Source organism: Variovorax sp. 20P10.2.4, from assembly GCF_058244205.1.
Genome location: NZ_JBZAYE010001004.1, coordinates 1 through 1,806 on the forward strand (window position 1 = coordinate 1; position 1,806 = coordinate 1,806).

The 1,806-nt window shown below is 70.9% G+C and carries 1 protein-coding gene and 2 pseudogenes; all 3 read left to right on the top strand.

Features of this window, described 5'->3' with window-relative positions; all coding sequences use genetic code 11:
- Nucleotides 1–210: pseudogene (locus AC27VN_RS40430) on the top strand (ABC transporter ATP-binding protein); the annotation flags it as partial.
- Between the two features lie 32 nt (nucleotides 211–242).
- A complete protein-coding gene (locus tag AC27VN_RS40435; RefSeq protein WP_057590040.1) occupies nucleotides 243–1,448 on the top strand; it encodes a CaiB/BaiF CoA transferase family protein in 1,206 nt (401 codons plus the stop codon).
- A pseudogene (locus AC27VN_RS40440) lies at nucleotides 1,445–1,806 on the top strand (carbohydrate ABC transporter substrate-binding protein); the annotation flags it as partial. The gene AC27VN_RS40435 and the pseudogene AC27VN_RS40440, both read left to right, overlap by 4 nt.

Consider the following 1,806-nt stretch of genomic DNA (forward strand, 5'->3'; position numbering starts at 1 on the left):
GCCGAGTCGCTGGTGGCGGTCGCGCTCACCGACGCCCGCACGCTGCACGACGAGGAAGGCGCCGCGAGCGCCGACCTGATGGTCACGGTGCCGGGCTACACCGACCTCGCGAACGGCGACCCGGTCGCGGTCGGCTTCGATGCCGCGCAGGCCGTGCTGTTCGACGCCGCCACCGGCCGCAACCTCGCCGCCGCGTCGCGCACGCACTGAATTCTTCCCACCCCTCATCGCCAACACACTCCATGAACAAATCCTCCGCCATCCTCGAGGGCTTTCGCGTACTCGACTGTTCCATCGCCATGGCCGGCCCCTTCGCGGCCCAGCGCCTGGGCGACCTGGGCGCCGACGTCATCAAGGTCGAGCCGGTCGCCGGCGAATGGCAGCGCCACGTCTCGGCCGGCGGCGCGCGCGGCAACCGCATCAACGTCTCCTTCCTCTCGCTCAACCGCAACAAGCGCAGCCTCGCGGTCGACCTCAAGAGCGACGAGGGCCGCGACGCGCTCTACGAGCTGGTGCGCGGCTCCGACGTGTTCCTGCAGAACTACCGCCCCGGCGTGGCCGAGCGCCTGGGCGTGGACTACGCCACGCTCTCGAAGATCAATCCGCGCCTGGTCTACGTCTCGATGTCGGGCTACGGAGAAGACGGCCCCTACAAGCTCTGGCCCGGGCAGGACCTGCTGCTGCAGGCGATGAGTGGCGCCATGCTCTCCACCGGCCGCGCCGGCGAGCCGCCGTCGCCCGCGGGCCAGTACCTGGTCGACGCCATCACGGCCTCGACCGCCTTCGAGGCCGTGATCGCCGCGCTGCTGCACCGCGAGCGCAGCGGCGAGGGCCAGCTGGTGCAGGTCAACATGCTCGATGCCATCGTCGCACTGCAGATGCAGGAGCTGTCGGTGTTCAGCGTGGCCGGCAAGCCGCAGGAACGCACGGCCGAGCCCCATGCCCACGTCTACATCCGCGCGCCCTACGGCGTGTTCGCCACGCAGGACGGCTTCCTCGCGCTGGCCTTCCCGAAGATGGCGGCGCTCGCGCAGGCCATCGGCGCGCCGGTGCTGGCCGACTTCGACGACGAGCGCGACACCTTCGCGCGGCGCGACGAGATCTTCTCGATCACGCGCGAGAAGCTGCGCCACCGCGCCACCGCCGAATGGCTCGCGGTGTTCCGCGCGGCCGACATCTGGGCCGGCCCGGTGTACGGCTATGCCGACGTCATGAACGATCCGCAGATCGTCCACAACGGCACCTTCGTCGAGTACGAGCATCCGACCGAGGGCAAGGTGAAGACGCCGGGCTTCCCGATCAAGTTCACGCGCACGCCCTCGAGCGTGCGCCGCGGCGCGCCGCTGGCGGGCCAGCACACGCGCGAGATCCTCGGCGAGCTGGGCTGGAGCACCGAGCGCATCGACGGCCTGCTCGCGGCCAAGGTGATCGGGGAAGAGACGCTGTGAGCGGCGCGCCGATCAAGGGCCTGACCTGGGACCATCCGCGCGGCTACGTCGCGCTCGAGCGCGCGGCCGAGCGCGCGCGCGCCGAGGGCCTCAACCTGCACTGGGAGCGCCAGCCGCTCGAGGGCTTCGAATCGCATCCGATCGAGGACCTGGCCGAGCGCTACGACCTGATCGTGCTCGACCATCCGCACATCGGTGACGCGGTGGCCGGCGACTGCCTGCAGCCGCTCGAGTCGCTGTTCACGGCCGACGACCTCGCGCGCTGGCGCGCGCAGAGCATCGGCCGCTCGTTCGACAGCTACCGCTATGCCGGCGTGCACTGGGCGCTGCCGCTCGATGCCGCCACGCAGGTGGCGGT